Annotated in this window: 25 protein-coding genes; 20 read left to right on the forward strand and 5 right to left on the reverse strand. The window is 61.1% G+C overall.

The window, feature by feature from the left end:
• Positions 1-124 precede the first annotated feature (124 nt).
• Positions 125-388, forward strand: coding sequence for a hypothetical protein (locus X726_RS142855; protein ID WP_023672643.1), 264 nt, complete (start codon positions 125-127; stop codon positions 386-388).
• A gap of 11 nt (positions 389-399) precedes the next feature.
• On the opposite strand, the gene X726_RS142850 is transcribed toward X726_RS142855, so the two are convergent.
• The gene (locus tag X726_RS142850; RefSeq protein WP_023672644.1) at positions 400-612 is read right to left on the reverse strand and encodes a hypothetical protein; all 213 of its coding nucleotides are present in this window, start codon (positions 610-612) and stop codon (positions 400-402) included.
• Positions 613-692: 80 nt separating this feature from the next.
• On the opposite strand from X726_RS142850, the gene X726_RS142845 reads away from it, so the two are divergent.
• From X726_RS142845 to X726_RS1000000170775, 5 genes are all read left to right on the forward strand, one after another.
• Positions 693-926, forward strand: coding sequence for a hypothetical protein (locus tag X726_RS142845; protein WP_032894393.1), 234 nt, complete (start codon positions 693-695; stop codon positions 924-926).
• A 284-nt stretch (positions 927-1,210) separates the two neighbouring features.
• Positions 1,211-1,744 (forward strand): J domain-containing protein, encoded by a 534-nt coding sequence (locus X726_RS142840; RefSeq protein WP_023672646.1) that lies wholly within the window; start codon positions 1,211-1,213, stop codon positions 1,742-1,744.
• Positions 1,745-1,983: 239 nt separating this feature from the next.
• Positions 1,984-2,232: a hypothetical protein gene (locus tag X726_RS142835; protein WP_023672647.1), complete on the forward strand. Its 249-nt coding sequence runs from the start codon at positions 1,984-1,986 to the stop codon at positions 2,230-2,232.
• A 374-nt stretch (positions 2,233-2,606) separates the two neighbouring features.
• A complete protein-coding gene (locus X726_RS142830; RefSeq protein ID WP_031215423.1) occupies positions 2,607-2,996 on the forward strand; it encodes a hypothetical protein in 390 nt (129 codons plus the stop codon).
• Between the two features lie 62 nt (positions 2,997-3,058).
• On the forward strand, positions 3,059-3,235 hold the full coding sequence (locus X726_RS1000000170775; protein ID WP_023672649.1) for a hypothetical protein: 177 nt from the start codon (positions 3,059-3,061) through the stop codon (positions 3,233-3,235).
• 100 nt (positions 3,236-3,335) lie between these two features.
• Here X726_RS1000000170775 and X726_RS1000000171285 read toward each other — a convergent pair whose 3' ends face one another.
• Complete coding sequence (locus tag X726_RS1000000171285; RefSeq protein WP_023672650.1) at positions 3,336-3,509, reverse strand: hypothetical protein; 174 nt, start codon at positions 3,507-3,509, stop codon at positions 3,336-3,338.
• A gap of 1,575 nt (positions 3,510-5,084) precedes the next feature.
• Between X726_RS1000000171285 and X726_RS142820 the strand changes: the two genes are divergently transcribed.
• The 6 genes from X726_RS142820 (at position 5,085) to X726_RS142795 (ending at position 9,087) form a co-directional block, all read left to right on the forward strand.
• Positions 5,085-5,438, forward strand: a complete 354-nt coding sequence (locus X726_RS142820) for a hypothetical protein (protein ID WP_023672653.1) — start codon at positions 5,085-5,087, stop codon at positions 5,436-5,438.
• 241 nt (positions 5,439-5,679) lie between these two features.
• Positions 5,680-6,156 carry an Hsp20 family protein gene (locus tag X726_RS142815; RefSeq protein WP_023672654.1) on the forward strand — a complete coding sequence of 159 codons (477 nt, stop codon included), beginning with the start codon at positions 5,680-5,682 and terminating at the stop codon, positions 6,154-6,156.
• Between the two features lie 74 nt (positions 6,157-6,230).
• Positions 6,231-6,740 carry an Hsp20/alpha crystallin family protein gene (locus X726_RS142810; protein WP_023738753.1) on the forward strand — a complete coding sequence of 170 codons (510 nt, stop codon included), beginning with the start codon at positions 6,231-6,233 and terminating at the stop codon, positions 6,738-6,740.
• A 181-nt stretch (positions 6,741-6,921) separates the two neighbouring features.
• Positions 6,922-7,578: an NADH dehydrogenase ubiquinone Fe-S protein 4 gene (locus X726_RS142805; RefSeq protein WP_023672656.1), complete on the forward strand. Its 657-nt coding sequence runs from the start codon at positions 6,922-6,924 to the stop codon at positions 7,576-7,578.
• A 203-nt stretch (positions 7,579-7,781) separates the two neighbouring features.
• Positions 7,782-8,279, forward strand: coding sequence for a 2,4'-dihydroxyacetophenone dioxygenase family protein (locus X726_RS142800; protein WP_031215426.1), 498 nt, complete (start codon positions 7,782-7,784; stop codon positions 8,277-8,279).
• A gap of 70 nt (positions 8,280-8,349) precedes the next feature.
• Positions 8,350-9,087 carry an SDR family oxidoreductase gene (locus X726_RS142795; RefSeq protein WP_245272165.1) on the forward strand — a complete coding sequence of 246 codons (738 nt, stop codon included), beginning with the start codon at positions 8,350-8,352 and terminating at the stop codon, positions 9,085-9,087.
• A gap of 617 nt (positions 9,088-9,704) precedes the next feature.
• Here the strand turns inward: X726_RS142795 and X726_RS142785 are convergent.
• Positions 9,705-10,115, reverse strand: coding sequence for a hypothetical protein (locus tag X726_RS142785; RefSeq protein WP_031215428.1), 411 nt, complete (start codon positions 10,113-10,115; stop codon positions 9,705-9,707).
• A 292-nt stretch (positions 10,116-10,407) separates the two neighbouring features.
• Positions 10,408-11,502 carry a mandelate racemase/muconate lactonizing enzyme family protein gene (locus X726_RS142780; RefSeq protein ID WP_023745094.1) on the reverse strand — a complete coding sequence of 365 codons (1,095 nt, stop codon included), beginning with the start codon at positions 11,500-11,502 and terminating at the stop codon, positions 10,408-10,410.
• Positions 11,503-11,689: 187 nt separating this feature from the next.
• Here X726_RS142780 and X726_RS142775 point away from each other — a divergent pair, with 187 nt between their 5' ends.
• The 6 genes from X726_RS142775 (at position 11,690) to X726_RS142750 (ending at position 18,714) form a co-directional block, all read left to right on the forward strand.
• Positions 11,690-12,439 (forward strand): FCD domain-containing protein, encoded by a 750-nt coding sequence (locus tag X726_RS142775; RefSeq protein WP_023682469.1) that lies wholly within the window; start codon positions 11,690-11,692, stop codon positions 12,437-12,439.
• Positions 12,436-14,055 (forward strand): GMC family oxidoreductase, encoded by a 1,620-nt coding sequence (locus X726_RS142770; protein WP_023672663.1) that lies wholly within the window; start codon positions 12,436-12,438, stop codon positions 14,053-14,055. The genes X726_RS142775 and X726_RS142770 overlap by 4 nt, the downstream gene beginning before the upstream one ends.
• A 103-nt stretch (positions 14,056-14,158) precedes the next feature.
• Entirely contained in the window at positions 14,159-15,139 is a 981-nt protein-coding gene (locus X726_RS142765) for an ABC transporter substrate-binding protein (protein WP_023672664.1), read from the forward strand.
• Positions 15,140-15,199: 60 nt separating this feature from the next.
• Positions 15,200-16,744 carry a sugar ABC transporter ATP-binding protein gene (locus X726_RS142760; protein ID WP_023672665.1) on the forward strand — a complete coding sequence of 515 codons (1,545 nt, stop codon included), beginning with the start codon at positions 15,200-15,202 and terminating at the stop codon, positions 16,742-16,744.
• A 53-nt stretch (positions 16,745-16,797) separates the two neighbouring features.
• Positions 16,798-17,745 carry an ABC transporter permease gene (locus tag X726_RS142755; RefSeq protein WP_245261913.1) on the forward strand — a complete coding sequence of 316 codons (948 nt, stop codon included), beginning with the start codon at positions 16,798-16,800 and terminating at the stop codon, positions 17,743-17,745.
• Between the two features lie 3 nt (positions 17,746-17,748).
• Complete coding sequence (locus X726_RS142750; RefSeq protein WP_023672667.1) at positions 17,749-18,714, forward strand: ABC transporter permease; 966 nt, start codon at positions 17,749-17,751, stop codon at positions 18,712-18,714.
• 182 nt (positions 18,715-18,896) lie between these two features.
• On the opposite strand, the gene X726_RS142745 is transcribed toward X726_RS142750, so the two are convergent.
• Positions 18,897-20,297, reverse strand: a complete 1,401-nt coding sequence (locus X726_RS142745; RefSeq protein WP_023815752.1) for a Do family serine endopeptidase — start codon at positions 20,295-20,297, stop codon at positions 18,897-18,899.
• Positions 20,298-20,742: 445 nt separating this feature from the next.
• Between X726_RS142745 and X726_RS142740 the strand changes: the two genes are divergently transcribed.
• Positions 20,743-21,354, forward strand: a complete 612-nt coding sequence (locus X726_RS142740) for an ATP-dependent Clp protease proteolytic subunit (RefSeq protein ID WP_023672669.1) — start codon at positions 20,743-20,745, stop codon at positions 21,352-21,354.
• 69 nt (positions 21,355-21,423) lie between these two features.
• Positions 21,424-21,852, forward strand: a complete 429-nt coding sequence (locus tag X726_RS142735) for a GFA family protein (protein ID WP_050588073.1) — start codon at positions 21,424-21,426, stop codon at positions 21,850-21,852.
• Positions 21,853-21,872: the final 20 nt, after the last annotated feature.

Genomic DNA, 21,872 nt, shown 5'->3' on the forward strand with positions numbered 1-21,872 from the left:
CATCTGCAAAATCTGGACAAAAGAGCCCGAACGATTCAGGCTCGATCCAACCCATCAAACCTTGGGACTAAACAATTAGGTTCCGCTACTTGACCCCTGAGACGGCCGCACCAAACTCCAGTGCATGGCTAGTGGTCTCAAGATCGGCGATGAGGTGGCGATCGACGCCACCATTATTCGACGCGTCACTGACGACAGGATCAGCGTGTCAATACCGACTTACGGATTTCCGCATTCCGTTCGGGATAGCACCACGAAGGTGGTCAAAGGTCAGACCATCGAACTGATCGGCAGCGTCACACGGGTCGAGAAGGACGCCGTAACGGTCAGCCTGGGTGGCCCGGTGGTGACGGTCGCGCTTGATGTTGTGCGGCTGGTAAAGCTCTAGCTTTCCCGACCTTACCGCCCTAACGGCTGCTTCGAAAGCGAGAGAAGTTCGGCCTCATCTTTTATCCCGGCCATGTAGTTGGCAATGATCCGAGAGGCCAACCGGCCCTGCGCATCGGGTGATTGGTCGTCGACGAGTTTAAGCTGCTCGAAAACGCGCCCTAGCAAGGCCAATTCGGCAGGCTTAAGGATCCCGGCATCCACGGCTTTTCGTCTGATGGGCATGACTAGTGTTCTTCCCTCACCGTCTCAAGCCGCGAGCCCGAAATCGGTTCCGGAACATTTTAGCTCAAACGCATGTTTCAATGGTTATGAAGATCGAAGCCGACGAATGCCGGGCAGCGTTGACGCTCATCCGGCGCACAATCGAGGACCACTGCCCGCCCGGCGTGCTGCCTAGCGAGGAAGCGGTGAACGGTCTCTATGGGCCGGGGCTCATGGATGAGGCGGAAGCGCTGGCGGCTGCCATCGTCGCAACGATCGACCAGATGCAATTGCGCGTGATGACGAAACCGCCTGACCGCGCTGTCCCATTATAGGACGGCGCGGTCAAACCCCAACCTTGGCTGCGCAGGCGGCTTCGGCATTGAGTTCTACCCCGAACTCCGGCCGGCGCTGATCAGGCAATCTCCCACTGCGGCCCCGGCCATTTTTGTTGCACCCCGCGCGGGAGCCGCCTTGGCTGACGTCCACTAGCTCCCGCTCATCTTGACCCCGGGCGCAATGTATTGTCCGTATATGAACTCGACGAGTGAGGGCACTGCATCGCCATGTAGGCGGTCGGCCCCCGCGGCTGTCGAGCGATGTTTGAGGGAGCAGCGCATTGTTCGTCGATTACTACGAACTCTTGGAGATCAGCCCAAACGCCAACTCGGAGACACTTGAGCGAATATTCCGCTACTTTGCGATGCGCTATCATCCCGACAATCAGCAAACTGGAAACGAAGCCCGCTTCAGCGAAATAGTAGAAGCACACAACGTCTTGAGGGATCCCGTTAAGCGCGCCCAGTACGATATCTCCTATCGAGAGCATGCCGGTGAGCGGCTTAAATTGGTCGAGGAGGCAAGCGACCCCAAAGGGGTCGAGAAAGATGCTTTGGTCCAGGCCAAACTGCTTTCGCTGCTCTATGTGAAGCGCCGCCAGGATGTCGGCAATCCGGGCATTGGCGACGTCGAGATCGAACGGTTGTTAGGCTGTCCACCAGAGCATCTGGAGTTTCATCTCTGGTACATGAAGGCAAAGGGATGGATTGCAAGAATTGAGAACGGGACAATCGCGATCACGGTTGAAGGCGTCGATCGCGCCGATTCCGAACTGCGTCGCGATACCAGCATTCGGCTCCTGAGTAGAGACTAGAGAGGGTATCTGCCCAAGTTCCGCAAGGCTCCAGGGGAGCTTCGCGCGTCATTTTGCCGAGACCAGATAGGCTGAGGAATAGGGTCTTCGGTGGCCGCTTGCGGACGGGGGCAATGAGGATCATGCTGACGCTGGTCCTATCGCTTCCCTCGAGTAGGCCAGCGAGCCCTATTGTGAGGCAGTCCGGCATGTAGGATTGTAGTCCTCGTTGCGGCGACCCCCTCAAGCGGAGATCGCCAATGGCCAGAACCAAACCTTCCGAACAGCTTTCCCGGGCTGAAATCGAGCGCTTCATCGCGGCAGCCGAAGCGCTGCATAAGAGCATCGTCGGGCCGCTCCTGGCGTATCACAGCGAGCACTACCAAGCTCTACGTGAGGTCCATCGACCGCTGTTGAAGTCGATTGAGACCATTACCGGCAAGAGGGCGCCATTCATCCAGCCGAACATGACAGGACCGGCACAGCCGCGGGAGAAGCCTCCGGGCTAGTTCTCCTCGCGGAAGTCCTGCAGTGAGGCGTGGCGGAGGTCCTCCTCGCCGCGCAGGTGCTTCACAGCTCAAACTCATACGGGCACTCGGGACGGGACCGAGTTTAAATCGGGTTATGGTTGCAGCGCGGATTAGACCATCAGGCTTAATTGCTGCGCTGTCATTCTGCGGGTAGGATCGGGGTGTGGTTAATGCCACTCTCCAGTGTGGTCGGCACCGTCACGTCACCCAACTGTAACGTTGCCCCCCGACAGCGCCGACCACGCTCAATGTTGGCTGATTAGGCCGGGGCCTCCCCTGTACGAAACCGTACCTGTGAACCTCCTTCGCTAAAAAGAGAGTAAATAACTCCCTTCGCCGGAAGGGAGGCCGCGATGGATCTAATAAAGCATTTAGAAACCGCACGTGCGGTGATGGAAACCAGCTTTCAGTTGCAGAGCCGGTCGATGACCGGAACAGCTGCGTTCCGCAGCCACATGGACCACACCCGGCAAGCCATCCAAGAGTCGCGCGAACTGCTCAAGCGCCTTCGCCAACGCTACCGCGAAGATATGGCCCAGGTGCTCGAAGACGAGGACGATCTCGCGCCGATGCGCATATCGGGGTTCGATGCCGACGTTCACCGCTCCGCATTTCAAAACCTAGTCAGGGATGCAGACGTGCCCGAGTGTCAGTGGCGCGTTGTTGCTGAATGTTTGGTATGCGAATATGTCGGGTGTGAGCAGATCGAAGCCGGCTTGCTGGATTGGATCACGAAGAAGTAGCGCCCGTTTTTGTTGCGAGAAACCCGCCGCACATATTCGCGATTTGGATCTAGAATCTGGTCATGGAAGCGATCTTCGATGATATCGCCAGCGCCCTCAGAGAGCTTAGCCAGGACGTGTGGCGGCCTGCTCGCGCCTTCGCCATCGATGCGGCAGGTAAGCTGTTCCTCGGCCTCGGTATCGGCCTAGGCGTGGCAATTTGCAAATCCGGCTCCCCTGTCTTGGCAAGCGCGACGTGAGCCGCCTGCAAGGCAAGGCAGCACTCGTCACGGTCGCGCTTGATCAATTCCGGCAGGATAACGGTCCTTCCGGCCAGCCGCCCAGCAGCAACCAGCCGTTTTACTCAGCGCTAGCACCCTTTGGCTCCGGCGTGATCTCCTCGACCTGCACGTTTTCGCCGATCTCTCTCGCCCAGGCCAAGGCTTTAGCCTTGTCGTTGGTCGTAAGCACCGTGCGCCAGTTCGGCGCTTCAAACACGCTCACAACGTAGGTTGTCACCGACTCGTTGACCATGCTCCACCTTTGCCTACTTCATAAAGGTGTGGTGCCCTCATATTAGCATGAGCGTATATAACTTGGTAGTCAGCCTACGCAGGCCTGGCCGGCTGGGAAATAGGCAGATTCGGCCGTGGCGCCCGTCAGTCCGCCAAGGGCTGCGCCGTATATTAGCTACATCTCGACTAAAAAGCTGTCCGCTCCAGAATCCTGTCATGGCTCGGGGAATAGGCATCGGCGACGAGGTGGCGATAACGGCCACAGCGCGCAGGCGGGTCGACGAGGACCACGTCAGCGTCAGCATACCCAGCTACAACTTCCCCCATTCGATCCTCGATCGCACGACGAAGGTGAAGCGCGGGCAGCAGATCGAACTCGTCGGCAACGTCACCTATGTCGACGAGGAAGGCGGCAAGGTGACAATTATACTGGACCGCCGGTCACGGTCGACATCGACAAGGTCAGGCTGGTGCAGGCCTATGTGCCGCCGAAGCGCAAGAAGCCTCTGCGCGATATGGCCCACTAGGTGCCCTTAGCTTGGCCTTGGAATGGCGAATCGCCGGCTGATCCTTACTGGAACGAGATGCCCACGGCCTAGATGATAGAGCCGGACAGGGTGACTGTGAAATCTCTGGTCGCATTGTTCTCTGTTGTGGGTATCGACCATGCGTCGGTCGCAACAGGCCGATCGTTGGTCAAAGCAATCTCGTCATGAANGTTCTCTGTTGTGGGTATCGACCATGCGTCGGTCGCAACAGGCCGATCGTTGGTCAAAGCAATCTCGTCATGAATTGGGCTGTCGCCCCCGCTCCATGAGCCGACTGCGCCACTACCGGCGATCGACCCCGACAAGAAGAAGGCCGCCCCGGACGTTTTGACTTCAACGTCGGCCAGGGTTTGTGGTGTGCCTCCACTGATGCTTATTCGCATTGGAGCGGATAGTATCGTCGGCAAAAGAGGGTCCGAAAAGGCCTTTCGGCGGCTCCCTCGTAGGAACGAAAAAAGAAGAGAAGCGGAACTTGCGTGTGCAGTATTTGCACACGAACCCTCATAAATATTTGATTTTATTGATCTATCTATGCCATCCATCATAGGGGCCACGGCCAATCTATGCTCTTGATTTTACAGCATCTGTTTAACATCAGAACCTTAGAACCTACCGCACACGCTGCGTCAGCGAGACCTTCCTGCAACGCGAGGATGCGCGGCGCCGGGGCACTGACACCAAGTCGATCGCAGTGAGACGCCGACAAAGCCCTGTTAGCGCGCCTGAAGCCTTCGGCGAACTCATCGACCTCCATATCGACGACATGTGCGATGTAGGCAAGTCCCCTCGCCGCTCCAAGGCCGCAGCCCTCGCTATGCTCCGAACATCTGGGGAAGTGCAGCATCGCCACCCCCGATCGCGAACGGCTCGTTCGCTTCGGTCGTGATCGAGCCGCCCAGGGTGCCGGACGATGAGTCTCGGTATCGACATCACCTAGGGAAAGTCGTTGAGCGTCGTTCCTGGATGATCTGCCTGGTCGTGATCGCGACAGCCGCTGGCGAGAGCCGCCAAACTCGCATGAGATTGTCTGAAGCGGAGGACCATCCATGGAAGGACCCATTTCGACCTATTTTGCATCGATTGAACTCGTGGCCCCCCAACGTTTTCTGGACCGCTTGCTGCATCCGGCGCGGCATTTCAAACATCCCCACGACGTTTTGGCCGATGTTGCCCTGGACGCTCAGGAGAAGCGCGCCATTCTTTCGTCATGGGCATCGGATGCCTGCGCCGTAGAATCCGTGCCAGCGCTTCGCATGCTGCCGGGAGCGGGTGAACCGGTCAGCTTCGACACGATCATGGATGCGTTGCAACAGTTGGATCAATCGGATGAGCGTGCCGGTCCTGACTGCAGTGACAGCGCGGCAGTGGCCGCGTTCGTACCATTCGTCGATCGGATTTAAGGGCGACGTAGTTGTTCTTGCACCATGGACCCGTCGGCGAGTGACCCCGCCGGCGGAAGGGGTGGCATTGGTGCGTTCGCCCAGATTGCCGATGAATATTTTCCTATTCTTGCTCTTGAAGGTGCAAGTCGCGATTCTAAATTGATGGTCGCCGGCCGCCCAATGGGGCCGGCAACACCAGGAGGCGGCAAGGCTCTTGGGCGCCTTCTGTTGTCCATGTTGCTCAAAGGAGGATGTGGCTATGAAGACAAACCTCGATTTTACCCCTCTATACCGGTCCAGCATCGGCTTCGACCGCATGGTCGACATGCTTGAAAGTGCGAGCCGTGTGGCCTCGTTCGACAACTGGCCGCCCTACGATATCGCCAAGGTTGATGATGATCAGTATCGCATAACGATGGCGGTCGCCGGTTTCCCGCAGGACCAGTTGACCGTCACCCACCAGCCCAACATGCTGGTTCTGAGCGGGTCGCAATCCGGCGATGAGAACGGCCAGTATCTCTACCGCGGCATCAACGGGCGCGCTTTCGAGCGTCGGTTCGAACTGGCCGATCATGTCAAAGTCGAGGGCGCCAGCCTTGAGAACGGGCTGCTGAGCATCGATCTCAAGCGCGAGGTTCCCGAGGAGATGAAACCGCGCAAGATCGAAATCTCCAGCGGGGCTCCCATGCCGAAGATCGAGGCTCCCAAGATCGAGACCGACAAGCTGGCCGCCTGAGCAATCCACTATGAAGGCTTTCGCTTGAGCCGGGCGTCCCGTCCGGCTCAGAGACCTACGAAAGGAGAAAGACAATGAGCGTACGTGACTTGATCCCCTGGGGCCGGGGCAACGGAAACTCGGCGCCCAGTCTCTTCCCCGACGGAGATCGAGACCCCTTCGTCTCCCTCCACCGGGAGGTAAACCGGCTGTTCGATGACGCCTTCCGCAGCTTTGGCGCCAGACTGCCGGCCTTCGGTCCCTCTTTCGCCGCCAGTTGGCCGAGTGTCGAAATCTCCGACACGGACAAGGAAGTCCGCGTCACGGCGGAAATACCTGGCCTGGACGAGAGCGACATAGAAGTCCTGCTGGAAAATGGGGCGCTCAAGCTTAAAGGCGAGAAGCGTTCCGAGACCGAGGACAAGGACCGGCAGTTCTCCGAGCGCTTCTACGGTCGCTTCGAGCGCCTCATTCCGCTCGGCTACGAGGTTGAAGAAGACAAGGTCAACGCCGCCTTCAACAACGGGGTGCTGACCGTGACGTTGCCCAAGACCGAGCGGGCGCAGGCGAAGGCCAAGCGGATCGCAATCAACGGGAAGAACTGACGGATGCAGTATGGGTGGCGGCCCTTACGGCCGCTGCCCGTGCGACCCTTCATAACGGGAGGGACAGGCAATGGAGACAGTTCAAAGCAGCGACAACAGAAACCTAACCAAGACGTCCGTCCGGCCGGACAATGACAATCGGCCTCGTCTAGACGGGCCGGCTTTGTCAATGGGACGGTCAGTGTTTCCGGACGGCGCAACGGCGCGGATCTACCAGCCCTGCCGCTCGGCCATGACCTCGGCAAAGCCCCGCAAGGACTGGCGATTGGTCTTCGAACGCCGCACAGCCCCGTTCATCGAGCCGCTGATGGGCTATACCGGTGGCCGAGACACCCTGACCCAGGTTGAACTGAACTTTCCGACGCTGGAAGCGGCGATCCGTTATGCCGAGCGTCAAGGCCTCAACTATGTCGTGCAGGCTGCACCTCCTGCTTCCCAGGCCAAGGTCACGCGCCAGCATGCATCGGAGGAGAAACAGGCCTTTTCCGACCTGGTTTGGCAGCGGCTGCAGTTGGCTTGGCTCCAGGCAAGCCACGGCTATGGCGCCGGCGCACAGGCAGCGCACATACAGACGGCGCTTTCCGAGCCGGAGACATTCTACGCCTCTCCGATGGAGGTTGTGGATGACCCGGTGCTCGCACCCGACGAGAAACGCGCTGTGCTCAAGAACTGGGCCTGGAACGAGTACCTGATCGACCTGGCCACCGCCGAAGGCATGCCGGAAAATGCACGCCCGTCGCGATTGGACGAGGTCGAACTCGCCTTGCTGGCCTTGGAAGTCCGAAACCGGGGCTTCCAGACCAGGACCAGCCCGGTGCACTCCCGGATAGCCGCATGATAAGGCAAGAAGGAACCCACGGATCGTCTTCGACGCCCAACGGACCATCCCGAAACCCTTCCCGCTTGCGGTCGCGGCAGCGGGCGGGCGCGCGCCGACAACTTTCCCAATGCGTGGGCGCCCGATTGCGCCTCGGCAGAACTCGGCCCAGTTGTTAGGATCGCGCTGATATGGACTCCAATGAATTGGCGACAGAGGTTCCTATGTATCAATCCTTCAACGGCTCCGCCCATCCCCTGGCACCGAAAGAGATCGCGATCGCTGCCGTCCCCGAAGACGAGCGTGTCTGGGTCCCACAGGCGGAGGGCGTGTGGTTCCGACCACTTATGCTCAACACAATGCAAGGGCAGTGGTGCAATCTGCTCCGCGTACGCCGGGCCGGGATATTAAGCCGTCATCTGCATCCGGCCCCCGTGCATGGCTATGTGATCAAGGGGCGTTGGCACTATCTTGAACACGACTGGGTGGCAGAGACGGGATCTTACGTTTTCGAGCCGCCCGGTGAAATCCACACGCTCACGGTTCCAAGCGACGTGCCCGAGATGATCACCTTCTTCAACATTTCCGGCTGCATGGTTTACCTGGACAAGGATAACAAGCAGATTGGTTTCGAGGACGTTTTCACCAAGATCGACATGTGCAGAAGCCACTATGCGAGCGTGGGTCTCGGTGACGATTTCGTCGATCAATTCGTGCGGTAGGCATCCGCCCGTTTGTCTTCCGCTGCGATGAGTTCGCGCTCCGCCACAGAGGCGAAACGAGGAGATTTTGGTGACCGATTCCATATGGGCCATGCCCTTCTTCGCGAGCAAGATCGTCGTCATTACCGGAGGCACGACAGGCATCGGAAACGGCATCGCCATGGCGTTCGCCCGGGCCGGGGCAATCGTCCACGCGACGGGGGCCACGGCCGCCGAGGTGGCGGCCGCTCGTGCATACGGCACCGCCGTCTCGTATTCAGTACTCGACGTCCGGGACATGACTGCGGTCGAAGGATATTCCAGTCAGTTCACATCCGTTGCAGCGCTCGTAAATTGCGCAGGGGTAAACCTGCGCGCCGCCGAATTCACTGTCCAGGGTTTCGAAACGGTGGTCGATATCAATCTCACCGGCTCCATGCGGAGTGCGAGCGCGTTCCGAGGGGCACTCTCGAACGGGGGCGCCATCGTCAACATCGCCTCGATGTTCGCGTTTTTCGGCGCAGCTCATGCGCCGGCTTACGCCGCATCCAAGGGCGCCATCGTGCAACTTACCAAGTCGCTCGCCATCGCCTATGCCGGGGATGGCATTCGCGTAAACGCATTGGCGCCTGGCTGGATCGAGACCGCCATGACCGCCGCGCCACGGGCCGATCCAGCTCGCAACGCGGAATTGATGAAACGCACTCCGATGGGTCGCTGGGGTACGCCGGGCGACCTGACCGGCCCCGCCTTGTTCTTGTGTTCGCCGCTCGCGGGCTTCATCACTGGGGCAATTCTGCCGGTTGACGGTGGCTATCTCATTGCGTGAGGCGTTGGCTATGCTGCGCGACCGATCTCCAACCCTGTGTCGTCGAGATCAAGATCGAAGGCGACCAACCGACCATGCCTGACCGCAATTGCCGCCACCAACTCCGCAAGCTCGCCATCCGTATGCTCGCAAAAAGCTGCCTGTTTCCTGACAATCGTGACCGCATCCCGGGTCGATACGACAGAGAACGGCCTCCGGGATCTCACGAATGATTCCGCAACCTCCGCGACGGATGAAGCTCGGTCAAAATTATCTTGCATACTTGCACCTCTGTACCACGCTAGCCCAAGCTCGGCCCGCGCAAATTGTTCCCATTGGCCTAATGCAGCCTGGTTAGCATCCGGCTTGGGCTCCTTTGTGAGCGAAGGCCGGGAGCAACGCGACATGGCCGTCGCCCTGCCTTGGACAGTCGGCTGGACGCATTCGTCTCCGAATGCGAACACGGGGCCGGACGCCTAAAAGCGAGGAGGATCAGATGTGTCCAAGCCGCTCGCCAAAGTTTCCGATCCTCGGACCACCGCAGTTCCGCGCAACAAGTCGCCGGGAGACCTGTTTGCTCGCGTTGATTGCGGTCGACTGACTCCTGGCTCATTCGCCGCCTCGCCAGTTGGCTCCGGTCAGCCGGCCTCGTCCGTCTTCGTCATCGCTGGCCGGCGGACGATCCAATCCACCAAACCGGCTTCGGTCTGCTCGCAGGCCACGAATTCGCGCACCAGACTTCGCGCCAGCTCGCGCCATTGACACTCGGGCACGTTCATCTCCGCGATCAGATCTCGGCATGCAGCGCGTATGATGTCGGCATCGAAGGCTGACACGGCGACAGGACCACGGTCTGTATTCTTTGCTCGAGGAGTGTCGTCGCCCTGACGTTCGCGAAAGCGCCTCAGCACCTCGCGCGATGTGGCGATCGCTTGTCGGGTTTGACTCATAGCCTCGTAAAATCCAACTTCGCGGACCAGTGAGCGGTGCCGCGATAGAATGAAGTCCTCCATAACCGCATGCGCAGTGTCCGTACGCGTTGCAACCATCGCCGCCTCCCTGCAGGCGCACCCAATGCTTGCAGCTTCTGCCGGTGTTCGGGCGGCCGCCTGCATTTGTCGTGTCGCTGCTATGATCGCGTGAGTTAAAGCCGGTGAAGCGTCGCTGCAATTACAAATGTAAGTGTGGCATCCGATAAGCGGTATGCCCGCTGGCTGCGGCGGCGGCGAATTCGTTCTTCAGACGGTCGAAGTCTTCCTGTCGAAGGGCTCTCCGCGTTGCCGGAACGAGGAATCAGGATCCGGACAAAATGCATGCGGCCGTGCCGCCGTTCAGGGGGCGCTATTGGCGAAAATCCGCCAATTTGCGCCAGTCGAAGACAACGCCCACTCCAGGCTCGTCGGGTGCTATCGCCAAACCATCCTGAAGCCTAAGCGGCTCGGTGGTGTAAAGGTCAATATCGAAACTATGCGCCTCCACCCAGCCGGCATTTGTCTGACCTGCAACGAGACTGACATGAAGTTCCTGCATCCCGTGACTGCAGACCGGAATGCCAGCCTTGCGTGAGAGCGCCGCCACGCGCAGCCAGCCTGTGACCCCGCCGCAGTTGGAGGCGTCGGGTTGGATGTAGCTGAGATTCGACCAAGCGAAGGCATGCTCGAACTCCTCGATGACATGCAGGTTTTCTCCCATTGCCAGGGGCATTCCGGTCGCCTTGGCAATGCTGGCGTAACCCTCATAGTCGTCGGGTATGATGGGCTCCTCGAACCACAGCAGATCGTAGGCGGCGAATGCTCTCGCTGCCTCGATCGCTCGCGGGACGTCGAGCGCGTAGTTAGCGTCAACCATAAAGGTGACATGAGGTCCTATGCGCTCGCGAACTGCCTTCACCCGGGCCACATCCTCGGCCAGGTCGTCCTTGCCGACCTTGATCTTCACCCCGGTGAAGCCGCCATTGAGATAGGAATCGATGCTGGCCAAAAGCTGATCGAGGGTAAAGTTTAGGTCGATGCCGCCGCGATAGGCCTTGGCGCTCTTCCCGGCCCCGCCCGCCATCTGCCAAAGCGGCAGGCCGCTACGCCGGCCCTTGAGGTCCCACAACGCGATGTCGATCGCCGAAATCGCGAAAGAAGCGATGCCGCCGCGCCCGACATAGTGGATGTGCCAGAGCATGCCGTCGTAAATCGTGTCGATCTGCGTCGTGTCGCGAGCCTTGAGGAACGGCGCGAGGTCGTGATCGATCATTGCCTTGATCGCATAGCCGCCCCTGCCGCCGGTGTAGGTGTAGCCTGTGCCCTCGGTGCCGTCGGCAAGCCTCAGCGTGACGGTGACCAGCTCGAAATGCGTGTGCGCGCCGTGCTTGGCATCGGTCATCACCTCACGCAGTGGGACCCGGAACAGCCGGGTCTCGACTTCCTTGATTTCGGTGCGGCTCATGCTGCGCTCCATTCAGGTTTTTTCATCGGACCATAATTGCACCGGCAGCGCTGACTAGCAACAATGTGGTTGATCTTTCAGCGATTCTGAAGCCAGTCTGTCATTTTTGGTCCTACAAAAGCATCAAACCGCTTGTGCTTTGGTCCGATTTACCTTCTAATAACAGGACCATCTGGGAGGAAAAGGCTTGCTGGATACGGAAGAGCGTCCTGAGATGCCCGCGGCTATTCTCGCCGCCCGCGCGGCCGACGCGATGGTGGCCGGCATAGAGGCCGACATCACGTCCGGAAGGCTTGGCGACGGCAGCTACCTGCCGGCCGAGCGCGAACTGATGATCGAGTATGGTGTCGGCCGGGGCGTTGTGCGTGAGGCGATTGCGCGCCTGGCCAGCCGCGGCCTGGTGGAAGCGCGTCCGCGGTTCCGGCCCGTGGCGCGCCGGCCTGGCCTGGATGCCGCGCTCGGCGCCCTCGACGGCATTGTAGGACATCTGCTGAGCGACCAGGCGGGCGTGAAGAACCTCTACGACATGCGCGTCTTCCTCGAGGCGTCGCTGGCGCGCAACGCCGCCATCCATGCCCGCAAGGATGACGTCACAGCCCTGAGGGCGGCGCTGGCGATGAACGAGGCGGCCATCCCGGATTCCGAGAAATTCTATGCGACGGACGTGGCGTTCCACGCAGCGCTCTATGACATCGCGCGCAACCCGGTGCTGCCTGTCGTGCACAAGGCATTTACCGCATGGCTGTCGCCGCATTGGATGCGCATGCCACGGTCGCCCGAGCGCAACCGCGTGAATTTCCTCAGCCATCGTGAAATCTGCACGGCCATCATTGAGCGAGATCCTGACGGCGCCGAGCGGGCGCTGCTCAACCACCTCTCGGCGGCCTGGGAGTATGTCCGCGGTACATTCGAAAGCCGTGAGGCGCCGGAAGCATGACGCAGTCCTACGACCATATCGTGGTGGGCGGCGGAGCAGCCGGCTGCGTCGCGGCGGCAAGGCTTGTCAAAGCGGGACGGCGAACCCTGCTGCTGGAGGCCGGCCATTCCCATCATCATCCCTTGCTCGACATGCCGCCCGGCATCTTCAAGATGATCAACGGCTCGAAATTCATGCGCTATCACCGCACCGAGCCGCAGGCCCATCTCGACGGCCGCGTCCATGAAATCTCGCAAGGCAACGTGCTGGGCGGCGGCACCTCGGTCAACGCCCAGGTCTACATGCGAGGCCGCTCGGCCGATTATGAGGAGTGGGACGAACTGCTGCGCGGCAACAATGCCGGCGTGCGCTGGAACTGGCAGGCGGTGCTGCCGCATTTCACCGGCATGGAGGGAAACAACCGCCTCGGCGGCGAACTGCATGGCAGCGAAGGTCCGCTGCTGGTCTCGGATCCAGGCCACATCGATGATGTTTCCCGTTGGTTCGTCCAGGCCGTCCAAGGCCTTGGATTGCCGTACAACCATGACTTCAACGGACCGTCGCAGCGCGGGGTCGGCTTCTACCAGTTCATGAACCGGCGGGGAAAGCGCAGCAGCGCCGCCTATGCCTTCATCGAGCCGCTGACGAATGATCCCAAGCTGACGCTGAAACTCAATTGCACAGTCAGCCGGCTGCTGATCGAAAACGGTCGGGTCACCGGCGTCGTCTATTCGGATGCGTCGGGCGCCGAGCATACCGTCCATGCAGATGCCGACGTGATCGTCTCGTCCGGTGCCCTCGTCTCGCCGAAACTGCTCATGCTGTCCGGCATCGGCCCCGCCGAGGCGCTTGCCGGGCACGGCATTTCCTGCGTCGCCGACCTGCCCGGGGTCGGCGAAAACCTGATCGACCATCCGGAGGTGCCGATCATCGCCACCGCAAACGGCCCATACGGCTATTTCAGGCAGGGCCAAGGCTGGAGGATGATCAGGAACGGCCTGCATTTCAAGCTCTTCGGCACCGGCACGATCCTGTCAGCGGGGGTGGAGGCCGGAGCCTTCGTCAATCCGGCCGATCCCGAGGGCGAACCGACGATCCAGGCCTTCTGCGTACCGCACGTCTATCTGGACCGCGATATCCTGACCTTGGTCGAGAACACCTATGGGCTTACCGTGACGACAGTGGTGGTGAAGCCAAAGTCGCGCGGTTTCGTGAGGCTGCGTTCGGCGGATCCGAAGGACATGCCGATCGTTTCGCCGAACCTCCTTAAACATCCCGACGACATGAGGGAAATGATCTCCGGCCAGCGTTATTTCCTGCAGGTTTTTCAGACCAAGCCGCTCGCCGATCGGGTCAAGGCCATTGCCGTGCCAAGCCAGGATGATCTCAGCGACGAAGCCATGACAAAGCATTGCAAGCGCTTTGTGAAGACCAACTACCATCCGGCCGGGACATGCCGGATGGGCTCGGACAGCGACCGGATGGCGGTGCTGGACGCGGCGCTGCGCGTGCGCGGAATAGACAATCTGCGGGTTGCCGACATGTCGGCCTGCCCCAACATCAATGCCGGCAATACGGCGGCGCCCGCCATGATGCTGGGCGACCGCTGCGCCGACTTTATTTTGGAGGCGGCATAGCGCCGGATCCAGCTTGCCGACGGCGTCATCGCCGAAGCCGTCTGGGCCGATATCGTGAGGAAATTACACAGTCGCTGAAAGCGACAATAAAGGAGGAAAGAGCATGATCATTACCCGTCGAAAACTACTGGTTGGCTCCGCCGCCGGCGCGGTCGCGCTGACACTCGGCTCACGCGCCTTCGCGGCGCTCCCGCCACTCGCCAAGAAGGACAAGTACAAGGTCGGTTTCGCCCAGACGGAAAGCAACAATCCGTGGCGCCTTGCCGAGACCAAGAGCATGCAGGACGAAGCCGCCAAGCTCGGCCATCAGCTGGTCTACACGGATGCCGCCGGTTCGTCGGCCAAGCAGGCCTCCGACGTGAACTCGATGATCGCGCAGGGCGTCGACGCAATCTTCCTGCCGCCCCGCGAAGACAAGCCCCTGGTGCCGGTCATTCTTGCCGCGCGCGATGCCGGCATACCGGTGTTTCTGGTCGACCGCGACGTTGATCACACCATGGCCAAGCCGGGCGAGGATTATGTCTGCTTCATCGGTTCGGATTTCATCGAGGAGGCGACCCGCGTCGGCGAATGGCTGGTCAAGAACGCCAATGGCAAGTCGAAAATCATCGAGCTGGAAGGCACGACCGGAGCCTCGGCCGCTACCGACCGCAAGAAAGGCTTCGACGATTTCATCGCCAAGCACTCGCAGTTCACCATCCTGGCATCGCAGTCCGGCGACTTCGCCCGTGACAAGGGCCGGCAGGTCGCCGAGACGCTGCTTCAGGCGCACCCTGATGCGGATATCATCTACGCGCATAATGATGAGATGGCGCTAGGCGCCATCGCCGCTTTGGAAGCAGCCGGCAAGACCCCGGGCAAGGATGTGCTGATCTTGTCGATCGACGGCGAGAAGGAAGGCGTCCAGGCGATCATTGACGGCAAGATCGGCGCTATCTGCGCTTGCAGCCCGCTGTTCGGGCCGAAGGCCTTCGCAACGATGGCCGACTATGCGGCCGGCAAGAAGATCCCGCCGTTCATCAAGAACGAGGATGCCTTCTTCGACGCCACGAACGCGAAGAAAGACTTCGATATTGCGTTCTGATATCCACTTTCTTTCCAGTTGCCCTACCCGCTTCGGCGGGTAGGGTTTGGGAGTTTGACGATGACCGCTCAGCCGGACCAAGCCGCGCTGCTCCTGGACATGCGTGACATCCAGAAGCGTTTTGCCGGCATCCCTGCCCTGGCCGATGCCTCGCTCCAGGTGCTTCCGGGCGAGATCCACGCACTCATCGGCCAGAACGGTGCGGGCAAATCGACACTTATCAAGGTGCTCACCGGCTATTACCGCCGGGATGCGGGGCAGGTGCTGTTCGAACGGAAGCCGTTCGAAGTTGGGTCTCCGCATCAGGCGCAGGTCAGCGGCATCAGCACCATCTACCAGGAGATCAATCTCGTACCGCTGCGCTCGGTGACCGAGAACATCTGCCTTGGACGCGAGAAGCGCCGCCGCGGCCTGCTCGACTGGAGCGCGATGCATGCGGAAGCCGAGCGCCTGCTCAGCCGCTTCTCGATCGGCATCGACGTGCGCCGCCCGCTCAGCGATTTCAACACCGCCACGCAGCAGATGGTGGCGATCGCCCGCGCCATCGGCTTTTCCGCCCGCCTCGTGATCATGGATGAGCCGACCTCCTCGCTGGACGAGCGTGAAGTCTCGGTCTTGTTCAGCGTTATCCGTCAGCTCAAGGCCGACGGCGTCTCCGTTCTGTTCGTCAGCCACAAGCTCGACGAGTTGTATGAGGTCTGCGACCGGGTCACGATCATGCGTGACGGCCGCACGGTGCGAAGCGCGGCGATGAGCGACATCGGCAAGCTGGAGCTGGTCGCGGCCATGCTCGGCCGCGACGTCGCAGCCGTCGAAGGCCATGCGACCGCGTTCGGTGAACGCGATCGGTCGAGGATCGGTGATGTGCTGTTTACCGCGCAAGGGCTGGCGGCCGGCCAGTTAGTGCGTGACGTGAGCTTCGACCTGCGCCGCGGCGAGATCGCCGGCTTTGCCGGCTTGCTCGGCGCCGGCCGCACCGAAACAGCCCGCCTCGTATTCGGCGCCGACCGCCGGAGCGCAGGCGAGATGACGATGGAGGGCGCGTCCTACCATCCCGCACGTGCCGCTGACGCCATCGCCACAGGGATGGGCTTCTGCACTGAGGACCGCAAGGCCGAGGGCATCGTGCCGGAAATGACCGTCGCGGAGAACATAACACTGGCACTGCTGCCGAAAATCAGCCGCAATGGCATCCTGAACGAGGCCCGGCAGAAGGAGATCGTCGAGCGCTTCATTCGTGAACTCGACATCAAATGCTCGGGGCCTAACCAGAAGGTCCGCGAGTTGTCGGGCGGCAACCAGCAAAAGGTGCTGCTTGCCCGCTGGCTGGCAATGAACCCGAAGCTGCTCATTCTCGATGAGCCGACGCGCGGCATCGATGTCGGGGCCAAGGCCGAGATCCAGCGCCTCATCCGCAAGCTTGCCGATGACGGGCTCGGCGTGCTGATGATCTCCTCGGAACTCGAGGAAGTGATGGAAGGAGCCGACCGCATATTCGTGCTGCGCGAAGGAGTGAGGGTGGCCGAACTGGAAGGCCAGGCAGCCAACGAGGAGGACGTGCTCGCGGCGATGGCGCATGGCGGCGCGGCGAAGGAGGCAGCGTGAGCGATCTGGCCACACCATCCGCAGCCAACGACGCTGGAAACCGCCGCTTTGATGTGTTCGGTTTCCTGGCGCGCTACGGCACGGTGATCGCGCTTGTGCTGCTGGTGGTCTTCAACCTTGCCTATACGCGCAATTTCGCGACGCTGCAGACACTCAACGTCAACCTAACCCAGGTCTGCACGATTGTGATCGTCGCGGTGGGGATGACCCTGGTGATCGCCACCGGCGGCATCGACCTGTCGGTTGGTTCGCTGATGGCGATCTCCGGCGCATTGGCGCCGATGATCTTCATGGGCACGATCTTCCCGGTCGGAAACATCTGTCTGGCGGTAGCCGTCGCGATGGTTGCCTCGATCTTCGTCGCCGGCCTGTTCGGGTTGTTCAACGGCTGGTTGGTCTCGCGCTTCCGCATCCAACCGATCGTCGCAACGCTCGTGCTGTTCATCGCCGGGCGCGGGATCGCGCAGGTCATGACCAACGGCAATCTGCAGACCTTCCGCGTGCCGCAATTCCAGTGGATCGGACTTGCCCGCCCGCTCGGCATTCCCGCGCAGGTCATCATCATGGCCGTGCTGGTTGCGGCGGCCGCTTGGGCCCTTCACCGCACAGTGTTCGGGCGAAGCATCCTGGCGGTCGGCGGCAATGAAAAGGCCTCTGAACTCGCCGGCATCGCCGTATCGAGGATCAAGCTCGCCGTCTATGCGATCAGCGGCCTGTGCGCGGGGCTAGCCGGTCTCGTCGTCATTGCGATCAACTCCTCCAGCGACGCCAATCTCGTCGGGCTGGGCATGGAACTCGACGCCATCGCGGCGGTCGCGGTGGGCGGCACGCTGTTGAGTGGTGGAAAGGCCACAATCATCGGCACCCTGCTGGGCGCTCTGACCATCCAGTTGGTGCGCTACACGCTGCTTGCAAATGGCGTGCCCGACGCCGCTGCGCTCGTCGTCAAGGCCGGCATCATCGCATTCGCCGTCTGGCTGCAGCAGCAACACCGGGGGTAATTCATGAACAGCGCCAGACTGGTTCGCATCATCGGCACCTATGGTGTCGTCATCGCGCTTGCAGCCCTCGTCCTGTTCGGATTCCTGCGTTACGACCGCTTCCTCGGCCTCTTCAACGTGATGAGTGTTCTGCGCTACAACTCGATGTTCGCGCTCGTCGCGCTCGGCATGTGCTTCGTGATCATGACCGGCGGCATAGACCTGTCCGTCGGCTCCGTCGCCGCCTTGGGCAGCGTCGCGTCGGCCCTGGCGAGCCCGCACGGCATCGTGGCAGGCCTTGCAGCGGGCGTTGGCGCCGGCCTAGCAGCCGGGCTGATCAACGCGCTCCTGGTTACGCGCGGCAACCTGATGCCTTTCATCGCCACGCTTGCCACCATGCTGGCCGCAAGCGGCTCGGCGCTGCTTCTGGCCGGCAACCAGACCGTTTCGGTGTCTTACGATTCGGGTTTCACCGCCATCGGCCAAGGGAATTTCTGGATTTTCCCGATTCCGGCAGTCATCGCCCTGGTTGCCTATGCCGTCGGCTCAGTGGTCCTGAACTACACCAGCACGGGACGGACGGTGCTGGCCATCGGCGGCGGCGAGGATGCCTCGCGGCTGATGGGGCTGCGCACGGACCGCGTCAAATTTCTCGTCTATGTCGCAAGCGGGTGCCTGGCCGGGCTCGCCGGCGTCGTCCTCGCTTCTCAGTTCGGCGCAGGCCAGCCGATCGAGGGCGTCGGCTGGGAACTGTTTGCCATCGCAGCGGTCGTCGTGGGCGGGACGCTGCTGACCGGCGGCTCTGGCTCGGTGTTGACCACGCTGGCCGGCGTGCTGTTGCTCGGGATCCTTTTCAACGTCCTGAACTTCGAAAACGGCATGGGCTGGATTTCGCTGTCAGCCTACTGGCAGTCGGTGATCCGCGGGCTGTTTTTGCTCGTCGTCGTCCTTCTCCAGGCACGGCTTACGGCAAGGCGCGAAACTGCCTGAGGATGGCGAGCGCCTTCGAGCACGATGGCGCTGCAGAATCAGTGCGCGTGCGCACCCGGCCGATGAGCGCATCCCGCAGACTTTCTGCGGCGATGCTTCCCCGGTGCACCTGGGGTCCGACACCCTTGAAGCGGGATCCGCAAGCGGATCCTGGTGCAGTCACATGGCCGTCCTGGAGACGGTCATTTCCCGGCGACCGCCACGAACACGGACTGCCCCTGCCTTTCCAGCCGAAACAGGATGGGCTTGCTCTGCCGGCGAGAGTTCGCCCACTCCTCGACGATATCCGAAGGCTCCGTCACGCGGCGATTGTTGGCCGATATGATGACATCGCCGGGCTGCAATCCGCTCCGGGCGGCAAGGCCATCGGGAACCACTTCCACGACGAAGACGCCGGTTGTTCCTGATTTGATGCCTAGCTGCTGACGCGCCTGATCCGGAATCGGGCTGAGGGATAGGCCGAGGCCTTCGGCCGCCGACTTCTTGTCGGGAACAGCGCCGGTCTTCACCTCCGCATCCTTGCGCTCACCGATGACAAGCGCGATCTCCTGGTCCTTGCCGCCGTTACTCCGTGTCAGAGTGGCCTTGCTGCCAGGCTTCTGGCTAGCCGTCGCAAGCGTGAGGTCATGGACACCCTCAATGCCCTTGCCGTTGAACCGGGTGATCACGTCACCCGGCTTCAAGCCGGCTTTCTCCGCCGGGCTGCCGGGCTCGACCGAAGCAACCAGCGCGCCCTTGTCATCCTTCATCTCGAGGGCCTCAGCCAGCGACGGCGTGATGTCCTGCAGGCGGACCCCGATGAAGCCACGCTCGATCCGGCCGGTTCTGATCAACTGGTCGGCGATGCTTTGGGCGGTGCGCGATGGCACCGCAAACCCGATCCCGATGCTGCCGCCGGACGGCGAGACGATGGCGGTGTTGACGCCGATCACCTCGCCACGTGCGTTGAACAGCGGACCGCCCGAGTTGCCTCGGTTGATCGACGCGTCCGTCTGGAGAAAATCGTCGTACGGCCCGGCTTGAATGTCTCGCGAGCGGGCCGAAAGAACGCCGACAGTGACAGTCCCTCCGAGCCCGAAGGGACTGCCGATCGCGATTGTCCATGCGCCCGGCTGCATTGCATCCGAGTCACCCCATTTGGTCGTGGTCATGTTGGGCCGCGGGTCGACCTTCAGCACCGCTATATCGGTGGCGGGGTCACGGCCGACCAATTGCGCCGGCGCCGTTTCCTTGTCGGAAAATACGACATGGATCTCTGTCGCATCGGCAACGACATGGTTGTTGGTGACGATGTAGCCGTCGGCACTGATCACAAATCCGGAGCCAAGCGCCTCCCTCACCTGCGGCTGAACGGGTCCGAGGCCCTGGCCGTCGAACGGACTTGTAAAGTCGCCCGCCGTCGTCTGGTCCTGGACAACCTCCCGGGTCGTGATCGCGACCACGGCCGGCAATTTCTGCTGGATGATCGCTGTGAAGTCGGTCGGGGTATCCTGGGCCAGGACAGGCGCCACGCCACTGGCCGAGAGCATCAGCGCAACCGCGATCAAGCGCGTTGCAAATCGTCTTTGCATATCGTGAGACATTGCTGGACCTCCTGCCGGACAGCCCCGGCCGCTCGGCCGCGCCGCGCGGAGCCGGTGCTCCGGACGCTAGAACTGCCAACAAAGCTGTTTGTTTCAGCCCCCCGGAAAAATGGCACGGCCAGGAAAAATAGCCCGACCGCGGGGGGTCCGGAAGGCAGCAGCCGGGAACCATTGAGGCCGTCGAGTTCAACCGTCCACAGGACTGGTCCCGGACGTAGCAGAAATCAGCAAAGCGACTGCGTCAGCTCCGGCAAATGCCCGATATGCCCATGGAGCCAACCTAGCGGCTGAGGTGCCTCTACCGGGCCTGGTGCGAAAAGGATCTGCAATGAAAGAGGGAGCTCCACAGCCGCTGAGAGACGCGGCTGTGATCACCACCGCTCGAACTCCCTCAAGGGAACAAAAGGGTACCAACTAAGTTCGGCCCCATAATGAGGATGCCTATATGGACCTGTTGCCCCAGTCAGCCGAACACACCGTCTCCCCGCCGCCCGCTCCAGACCTTCACCGGCTTTTGTTCGATCCAAACTTGCGTATACACGGCTTGATTGATGACACTGTCGTCACCAAAGCCTTGGACGATTTGAAAGCCGTGCGTTCCGGGGAAGACGATCTCTACGTTGAAATCGACACGCCCGGAGGCGACGCCGACGGCGCGCGACGTCTAGCTCTAGAGTTCAAACTTTTTCTGAAACACTCGGGCCGCAACGGCTACATCATTGGCAAGAATACGGTTTACTCTGCCGGGGTAACGGTCCTTGCCGCTTTCCCGAAAGCCTGCAGGTTCCTTTGCCCGCAAGCAGTCCTGCTGATTCATGAAAGAAGGCTTGAGAAAGACTTGGTTCTGAATGGACCAATTCGAAGCTGTCTTCAGATCGTTCGCGAACAACTTGCGCTGTTGGAAACGGCAGAGCGACTCGAGAATGAAGGGTTCGCCGATCTCGTCCAAGGTTCTCGAACATCGCTGGAAGAGCTGCGCGACCATGCCCTGAACAGCTGCTACCTGATGGCAGCAAGAGCTTTGGAGCTAGGCCTTGTTGAAGACATTGCCCATTAACTTGATGCCTCGATGGAAACGGCAGAGCGGAGTCCAACACGTTTCCCCTCACTCATGTCGGCGGCGACCATGAACGACGAGGTTGACAAGATAGAGCGGACCGGCGGCTGTCTTTGCGGGTCTGTGAGGTATGTTGTTGCCGGCGCGCCGTTGCGCGTTGGCTTGTGTCATTGCCAGGATTGCAAGCGAACCAGCGGCAGCACCTACAGTGCCTTTGCCGTGTGGCCACGGTCGGCTTACCAGTGCAAGGGCGAGCTTGCGGCGTTCAACGGCAGAGGTTTTTGTCCGGCATGCGGGTCGCGCGTGGTGAATCTCCGCGACGACGAAGCCGAGATCATGATCGGCACTCTCGACGATGCGCCAAACGACCTTCTCCCGACATACGAGCTTTGGACCCCCCGGCGCGAAGCCTGGCTCCACAACCTGCCTTGGGCTGACCAATTCGCGGGCGATCGCACCGAAGAAGGCCAAAATTGGCGCGAAGCCCGACGAGTATGACCATGCTCGAATGGCCCTCC

Origin of the sequence: Mesorhizobium sp. LSJC285A00 (genome assembly GCF_000503155.1) — a bacterium.
Classification (GTDB): Bacteria; Pseudomonadota; Alphaproteobacteria; order Rhizobiales; family Rhizobiaceae; genus Mesorhizobium.

Bases quoted from the DNA above. Each gene is read 5' to 3' on its own strand.
- X726_RS1000000170775 (WP_023672649.1), top strand. From the start codon at position 3,059: ATGGAAGCGATCTTCGATGATATCGCCAGCGCCCTCAGAGAGCTTAGC.
- X726_RS1000000171285 (WP_023672650.1), bottom strand. From the start codon at position 3,509: ATGGTCAACGAGTCGGTGACAACCTACGTTGTGAGCGTGTTTGAAGCG.
- X726_RS142745 (WP_023815752.1), bottom strand. From the start codon at position 20,297: ATGTCTCACGATATGCAAAGACGATTTGCAACGCGCTTGATCGCGGTT.
- X726_RS142845 (WP_032894393.1), top strand. From the start codon at position 693: ATGGTTATGAAGATCGAAGCCGACGAATGCCGGGCAGCGTTGACGCTC.
- X726_RS142740 (WP_023672669.1), top strand. From the start codon at position 20,743: ATGGACCTGTTGCCCCAGTCAGCCGAACACACCGTCTCCCCGCCGCCC.
- X726_RS142770 (WP_023672663.1), top strand. From the start codon at position 12,436: ATGACGCAGTCCTACGACCATATCGTGGTGGGCGGCGGAGCAGCCGGC.
- X726_RS142850 (WP_023672644.1), bottom strand. From the start codon at position 612: ATGCCCATCAGACGAAAAGCCGTGGATGCCGGGATCCTTAAGCCTGCC.
- X726_RS142815 (WP_023672654.1), top strand. From the start codon at position 5,680: ATGAAGACAAACCTCGATTTTACCCCTCTATACCGGTCCAGCATCGGC.
- X726_RS142735 (WP_050588073.1), top strand. From the start codon at position 21,424: ATGAACGACGAGGTTGACAAGATAGAGCGGACCGGCGGCTGTCTTTGC.
- X726_RS142855 (WP_023672643.1), top strand. From the start codon at position 125: ATGGCTAGTGGTCTCAAGATCGGCGATGAGGTGGCGATCGACGCCACC.
- X726_RS142810 (WP_023738753.1), top strand. From the start codon at position 6,231: ATGAGCGTACGTGACTTGATCCCCTGGGGCCGGGGCAACGGAAACTCG.
- X726_RS142830 (WP_031215423.1), top strand. From the start codon at position 2,607: ATGGATCTAATAAAGCATTTAGAAACCGCACGTGCGGTGATGGAAACC.
- X726_RS142780 (WP_023745094.1), bottom strand. From the start codon at position 11,502: ATGAGCCGCACCGAAATCAAGGAAGTCGAGACCCGGCTGTTCCGGGTC.
- X726_RS142760 (WP_023672665.1), top strand. From the start codon at position 15,200: ATGACCGCTCAGCCGGACCAAGCCGCGCTGCTCCTGGACATGCGTGAC.
- X726_RS142820 (WP_023672653.1), top strand. From the start codon at position 5,085: ATGGAAGGACCCATTTCGACCTATTTTGCATCGATTGAACTCGTGGCC.
- X726_RS142785 (WP_031215428.1), bottom strand. From the start codon at position 10,115: ATGGTTGCAACGCGTACGGACACTGCGCATGCGGTTATGGAGGACTTC.
- X726_RS142765 (WP_023672664.1), top strand. From the start codon at position 14,159: ATGATCATTACCCGTCGAAAACTACTGGTTGGCTCCGCCGCCGGCGCG.
- X726_RS142800 (WP_031215426.1), top strand. From the start codon at position 7,782: ATGTATCAATCCTTCAACGGCTCCGCCCATCCCCTGGCACCGAAAGAG.
- X726_RS142750 (WP_023672667.1), top strand. From the start codon at position 17,749: ATGAACAGCGCCAGACTGGTTCGCATCATCGGCACCTATGGTGTCGTC.
- X726_RS142835 (WP_023672647.1), top strand. From the start codon at position 1,984: ATGGCCAGAACCAAACCTTCCGAACAGCTTTCCCGGGCTGAAATCGAG.